The sequence below is a fragment of the Streptomyces sp. NPDC054932 genome (assembly GCF_053610205.1).
Genome location: NZ_JBSGXU010000106.1, coordinates 22925 through 29044, shown reverse-complemented (window position 1 = coordinate 29044; position 6120 = coordinate 22925). Strand labels below are relative to the sequence as shown.

General features: G+C 76.8%; 5 protein-coding genes. All 5 read right to left on the bottom strand.

What is annotated here, in order from left to right:
- Positions 1-40: 40 nt before the first annotated feature.
- Positions 41-856 carry an HpcH/HpaI aldolase/citrate lyase family protein gene (locus ACWGE1_RS25490; protein ID WP_453422808.1) on the bottom strand — a complete coding sequence of 272 codons (816 nt, stop codon included), beginning with the start codon at positions 854-856 and terminating at the stop codon, positions 41-43.
- Entirely contained in the window at positions 853-2028 is a 1176-nt protein-coding gene (locus ACWGE1_RS25485; RefSeq protein ID WP_453422812.1) for a CaiB/BaiF CoA transferase family protein, read from the bottom strand. The genes ACWGE1_RS25490 and ACWGE1_RS25485 overlap by 4 nt, the downstream gene beginning before the upstream one ends.
- Before the next feature lie 401 nt (positions 2029-2429).
- The gene (rbsK, locus tag ACWGE1_RS25480; protein ID WP_453422807.1) at positions 2430-3416 is read right to left on the bottom strand and encodes a ribokinase; all 987 of its coding nucleotides are present in this window, start codon (positions 3414-3416) and stop codon (positions 2430-2432) included.
- On the bottom strand, positions 3413-4972 hold the full coding sequence (locus ACWGE1_RS25475; protein ID WP_453422806.1) for an ADP-ribosylglycohydrolase family protein: 1560 nt from the start codon (positions 4970-4972) through the stop codon (positions 3413-3415). The genes rbsK and ACWGE1_RS25475 overlap by 4 nt, the downstream gene beginning before the upstream one ends.
- Positions 4969-6114 carry an ADP-ribosylglycohydrolase family protein gene (locus ACWGE1_RS25470; RefSeq protein WP_453422805.1) on the bottom strand — a complete coding sequence of 382 codons (1146 nt, stop codon included), beginning with the start codon at positions 6112-6114 and terminating at the stop codon, positions 4969-4971. The genes ACWGE1_RS25475 and ACWGE1_RS25470 overlap by 4 nt, the downstream gene beginning before the upstream one ends.
- Positions 6115-6120 lie beyond the last annotated feature (6 nt).

Below are 6120 nucleotides of genomic sequence, written 5' to 3'. Positions count from 1 at the left end.
CGCGTACGACGCGGCGCCCCCCTCGCACGTCCGGCTCCGGTCAGTGCGTGGGGACCCGCGAGGCGAGCGCCAGGGTGCGGTGCGCCGCGGCCACCACCGCCGGGTCCACGAACCTGCCGTCGGGCAGGGCCAGCGCACCCGGCGTGGCCCGGGCCGCGCTCAGCACCTCCACGGCGGCGCTGACCTCGCCGGGCGCGGGCAGATAGGCCCGCTCGATCACCGGGAGCTGGCGCGGGTGGATCGCCGCCCGGCCGAGGAAGCCCAGGGCGCGGCCGCGGGTGCAGGAGACGGCCAGCGCATCCAGGTCCCGGATGTCGGGGAACACCGACTGCGCCGGGGGCGCCAGCCCCGCGGCGCGGGCCGCGACCACCACCCGGGAGCGGCACCAGTCCAGGCCCGCCTCCGCGCTGACGGCCAGGTCGGCCCGCAGGTCCGCCTCGCCGAGGGAGAGCCCGCGCAGGGCGGGGTGCGCGCGGGCGATCTCGTACGCGCGCTCCACGCCCACGGCCGATTCGAGCAGGGCGTACAGGCTCACCCCGCCGGTGCGCTCCGCGACGGCGGCGATCTGCCCCGGGGCGTTGATCTTGGGCAGGCGAAGCCCCGCGAGGCCGTGCAGCCCGCCGAGCGCGTTGAGGTCGGCGCCGCCCCAGGGGGAGTCGAGGGCGTTGACGCGGACGTGGACGGGGAGCGGGGGCCGGTCGGCCAGCAGGTCGGCGGTCGCGGCGCGGGCGTACTCCTTGCGCGAGGCCGGTACCGCGTCCTCCAGGTCGACGATGACGGCGTCCGCCCCGCAGCCGAGGGCCTTGGCGACGACCTCGGGGCGGTCGCCGGGCGCGTACAGCCAGGTCAGGATCACAGGGCTCCCTCGGTCCGCAGTGCGGTGATCTCGGCCCCGGCGAGGCCGAGCTCGGTCAGGATCTCGTCGGTGTCCGCACCGTGCGGGCGGCCGGCCCAGCGGATGCCGCCGGGGGTCTCCGAGAGGCGGAAGAGGATGTTCTGCATCCGCAGCGGGCCGAGCTCCGGGTCCTCGACCTCGGTGACCGTGTCGAGGGCCGCGAACTGCGGATCGGCCATCACGTCCCGTACGTCGTAGACCTGGGCGACGGCCGCCTGCGCGTCCTCGAAGGAGGCGACCACCTCCTCGGCCTTGTGCCGGGCGATCCAGCCGCCGACCGCTTCGTCCAGCACGTCCGTGTGCCGGGCCCGCCCGGTACTGGTCGCGAACCAGGGCTCGGTGATCAGCTCGGGCCGGCCGACCAGCCGCATGACCCGCTCGGCGATGGACTGCGCGGAGGTGGAGACCGCCAGCCAGCGCCCGTCGGCACTGCGGTAGGTGTTGCGGGGGGCGTTGTTGGTGGAGCGGTTTCCGGTGCGGGGCTGGACGTAGCCCAGCTGGTCGTACCAGAGCGGGTGCGGGCCGAGCACGGTCAGGATCGGCTCGACGATGGCCAGGTCCACGACCTGTCCGTGCCCGGTGCGGTCCCGGCCCGCGAGGGCGGTCATGACGGCGTACGCGCAGGTCAGCGCGGCGATCGAGTCGGCGAGGCCGAAGGGCGGCAGGGTCGGCGGTCCGTCCGGCTCCCCGGTGATCGCGGCGAAACCGCTCATCGCCTCCGCCAGGGTGCCGAAGCCCGGGCGGTGGGCGTACGGGCCGTGCTGGCCGAAGGCCGTGACGCGGGCCAGGACCAGGCGCGGGTTGGCCGCGGACAGCTCGGGCCAGCCCAGTCCCCACTTCTCCAGGGTGCCGGGGCGGAAGTTCTCGACGACCACGTCGGCGGTGGCGGCGAGGCGCAGCAGGGTGTCGCGGCCGCCCGGGGTGGACAGGTCGAGGGTCATCGTCCGCTTGTTCCGGCCGAGCAGCTTCCACCACAGGCCGATGCCGTCCTTGGCGGGGCCGTGGCCGCGGGAGGGGTCGGGGCGGCCGGGGTGCTCGACCTTGATGACCTCGGCGCCGAAGTCACCGAGCAGGGTGGCGGCCAGCGGGCCGGCGAAGAGGGTGGCGAGGTCGAGCACGCGGAGGCCCTGCAGGGGGCCCGGCCCTTGGCCCGGCCTCTGCCCCGGCCCTTGGCCCGGCCTCTGCCCCGGCCCTTGGCCCGGCCCCGGCCCTTGGCCCGGCCTCTGCCCCGGCCCTGGGCCTGGCCCCGGCCCTTGGCCCGGCCTCTGCCCCGGCCCTTGGCCTGCGTTCCGCCGACCGTGGGGGAGGGGGGACGGCGGGGCTTCGGTCGGGCCCGTTCGGGTGGGGCCGGGCGCGCGCCGGGGCGTCTCCTCGGGCGCCGAACGGGGCCCGGGGTCGGAAGGTGCGGCGGCGGTGCGTTCGGCGCCCTGCGGGGATCGCCCCGACACGCTCCCGTCCCCGGCGGAATGCGTCGGAGCGGCGCCGGTGCCGGACGAAACATCCCCGTCCGCCAGAGGCAGGGGCCCGTCGGGGGTCACGAGGCGGCTCCGGTACCGATGTCGCCCGATCCGGCGGCGGCCGCGTCGGCGGGACGGTGGGGGCCTGCCTGCCCGTGCTCCGCCTCCCAGCCGGCCAGGGCGAACGCGTCGGTCTCGGCGCGGGTCGGCATGGAGTCCTGGGCGCCGGGGCGCTGCACGGACAGCGCGGCCGCCGCCGAGGCCCGGCGCAGTGCCTCGGGCATCGGCCGGCCCTCGCCCAGGGCCACGGCGAGGGCGCCGACGAAGGTGTCCCCGGCGGCGGTGGTGTCCACGGCCCGGACCCGGGGAGCGGGTACGGTCAGCGGCTCCCGGCCGCGGGCGGCGTACAGGGCCCCGGCCGCGCCGAGCGTGATGACCACCTCGGGCACGTCGGCCAGCAGCGCCTCGGCGGCCTGCAGGGGGTCGGTGAGCCCGGTGAGGGCGGCCGCCTCGTGCTCGTTCGGCACGAGGAGGTCGGTGGCGGCGAGGAGATCGGCGGGGAGCGGCTGGGCGGGGGCCGGGGTGAGCACCGTACGGACACCGTGGGCGCGGGCGGCGCGGGCCCCGGCGAGGACGGCGGCGAGGGGGAGCTCGAGCTGCAGGAGGAGGGATCCGGCGGCGGCGATCCGGGCCTCGTCACCGGCCTCCAGGCCGGTGACCGCCGCGTTCGCGCCGGGGATGACGATGATGCTGTTGCCGCCCTCGTCGTCCACGGTGATGTGCGCGGTGCCGCTGGCGCCCTCGACGGTGCGCAGGCCCGCCGTCTCGACCCCGGCCGCGGTGAGCGCGGAGCGCAGCCGTACGCCGAACTCGTCGGCCCCGACCGCGCCGATCATCACCACCTTCCCGCCGGAGCGGGCGGCGGCGACGGCCTGGTTGGCGCCCTTGCCGCCGGGGACGGTGCGGAAGGCGCGTCCGGTGACGGTCTCCCCGAGGCGGGGGGCCTTGGGGACGTAGGCGACGAGGTCCATGTTCGTACTGCCGAGCACGGCGATGGCCGTCATGAGCGTGCTGCCTCCTGTGCGGTGAGGTGGGCGAGGGTGTCGAAGCCGATGCCGTCGAAGCCGGGGACGGTGGTGGCGAGGCGGTTCTTCAGGGGTGCGGTCCAGCGGTGCGGGATGCCGTCGGGGGAGCCGGCCAGCAGTCCGGCGAGGGCCCCGGCGGTGGCTCCGTTGGAGTCGGTGTCCCAGCCGCCGGACACGGCGCGGCAGACGGAGCGGGTGAAGTCCCCGTCGGCGTGGGTGAGGGCGGCCGCGATCAGGGCGGTGTTGGGGACGGCGTGGACCCAGTGGTAGTGCCCGTAGCGGGCGTGCAGCCGGTCGACGACGAGGTCAAAGTCCCTCTCCTGCCGGGCCGTCCGGATCCCGAGGCGGACGGCCTCGGCGAGACGGGAGCGGGGCGGTACGACGGCCAGTCCGGTCCGCAGCGCGGTGTGGACGTCCGACCGGCCGGTGGCGGCCTCGGCGGTGGCGGCGGCGACGAAGAGGGCCGCGTAGACGCCGTTGCCGGTGTGGGTCAGGGCGGCGTCGCGGTGGGCCTGGGCCGCGGCGGCGGCCGGATCGCCCGGGTTGGTCCAGCCGTGGACGTCGGCGCGGATGAGGGCGCCGATCCACTCGCGGAAGGGGTTGTGGTGGGTGGCGGTGGCGGGCGGCTCCAGCCCGAGCAGGAGGTTGCGGTACGCGATGCGCTCGGCGGTGAAGGTCCGCCCGGCGGGCAGCTCGTCGAGCCAGAGGCGGGCCACGTCGGCGGTGGTGAAGCCCTTGCCGTGCCGCTGGAGCAGGAGCAGTCCGAGGAGTGGGTAGTTGAGGTCGTCGTCCTCGGGCATGCCGTCGATGTTCTCGGCGAGGGAGGTGGGGGCGGAGCGGCGGTTCCAGGGGTACGAGGCCAGCAGCTGCGGCGGTACGCCGCGTTCGCTGAACCAGTCGTTCAGGGGCCAGTTGCCGGTGGCGCGGGCCAGTGCCCGGATCCCCTCCAGGGGGAGCTTCTCGACGGGCTTGCCGAGGAGACAGCCGACGGCCCGTCCCAGCCAGGCGGCTTCCAGCCGGGTCTGCAGGTTCTGCCCGGACCGGGCGGGGTTCCGTTCTGGGGCCGGGCCGCCGGGAGCCCGGCCCTGCCCGGGGGCGTCCGGCCGGGTGGCCTCCGGCCGGGTCTGCAGGTTGTGTCCGGACCGGGCGGGGTTCCGTTCTGCGGCTGGGCCGTCGGTGGTGGCGGGGGCGGGCCAGTTCGGGCAGGCGTTGACGATCGCCGCCCAGGACCGTGGCTCGGCGGCGGCGCGCGGGGGCGTCCGGGCCTCGAGCTCGTCCAGCAGGCGGACCGCGAGGGCGCGGAGCTCCGGCGGAGCCGGGGTCGGGGAGGCGCCGGCGCGGTCCGGGGCCGGGCTGCCGCCCGCCGCCAGCCAGGCCCGCCGGGCGGGCTCCGGGTCCCGCCCGTCCTCGGCGGCCTGGCGCAGCTCGTGCCCGACGAGGTCCTCGGGCTGGGCCCAGGTGAGCCGGACGGGCCCGGGGCGGGACCGCGCCGGGCGGGTGGGGGCGGCCGGGACCGGGCCGGCAGTGCCCGTCACCCGAGATCCGCGATGGCGGTGAAGGCCGATTCGTGGGACCGGCGGCGGGAGCGGTCGAGGGCGAAGATCTCCCGGGCCACCGCGGCCAGTGCATCGGCCGGGGCGTGCAGGTCGAGGCGGCTGGCCTCGGCGACCTGCTTGGCCCAGGCGGCGGGGACCACGGCCTCGCCGCCGAGGGCCCCGGCGATCGCCCCGGCCATGGTGGCGATGGAGTCGCAGTCCCGGCCGTAGTTGACCGCGCCGAGGACCGCGGTCTCGTACCCCCCGCCCGCGACGAGCAGCATGCCGAGCGCGATCGGGAGTTCCTCGATGGAGTGCAGCCGGGACGGCCGGCGGGCGCCGAGCGAGGGGGCGCGGTAGTCCGGACCGACCGTGTCGTACGGGGCCACCGCCGCCCGCAGCGGGGCCAGTGCCGACTCGAAGTCCCGGTGCGCGGCAGCCACTTCGCGGACGGCCTCGATCGCGGCGCGCGTGCCGTCCTTGGCCAGGGACAGGGCCGTGTCCACCACCGAGGCGGCCGTCGCCCCCGGCACGCACGCGGCGGCCACCGCCGCTGCGAACACGCCCGCCGCCTCCCGCCCGTACGAGGACTGGTGCGCCCCGGCGATGTCCAGCGCCTCCGCGTACGCGCCCGCCGGATTGCCCGCGTTGGCGATGCCCACCGGCGCCATGTACATCGCCGCGCCGCAGTTGACGATGTTGCCGCTGCCCGCCTCGCGGGGGTCGGCGTGCGCGTAGTGCAGCCGGGTCACGATCCACTTCTCGGCGAGGAAGATCCGCTGCAACGGCAGCGCCTCGGCCTCCAGTTCCGGGATCCAGCGGGGGGTGGACATGAGGTCGGGGACCAGGTGCCCGGCGATCGAGTAGGCGTCGAGGTGGTCCCGTACGGCCTCGTAGACCCGGACCAGCGCGTGCGTCATCAAGGTGTCGTCCGTGACGTGTCCGTCGCCCTTGTGGTACGGCGCGATGGGGCGGGCCGTGCGCCAGTTCTCGTGCCAGGGGCCGACGATGCCGTGCACGCGGCCGCCGTGCCGTTCCACGATCTGGTCCGGGGTCCAGCCCTCCACCGGGCCGCCGAGCGCGTCGCCGACGGCGGCTCCGACGAGAGCGCCGCGGGCCCGGTCCTCCAACGTGAGCGTCATGTCCGA

Excerpts from the sequence above, each read along its gene's own strand:
- rbsK (WP_453422807.1), bottom strand. The coding sequence starts at position 3,416 with ATGACGGCCATCGCCGTGCTCGGCAGTACGAACATGGACCTCGTCGCC.
- ACWGE1_RS25470 (WP_453422805.1), bottom strand. The coding sequence starts at position 6,114 with ATGACGCTCACGTTGGAGGACCGGGCCCGCGGCGCTCTCGTCGGAGCC.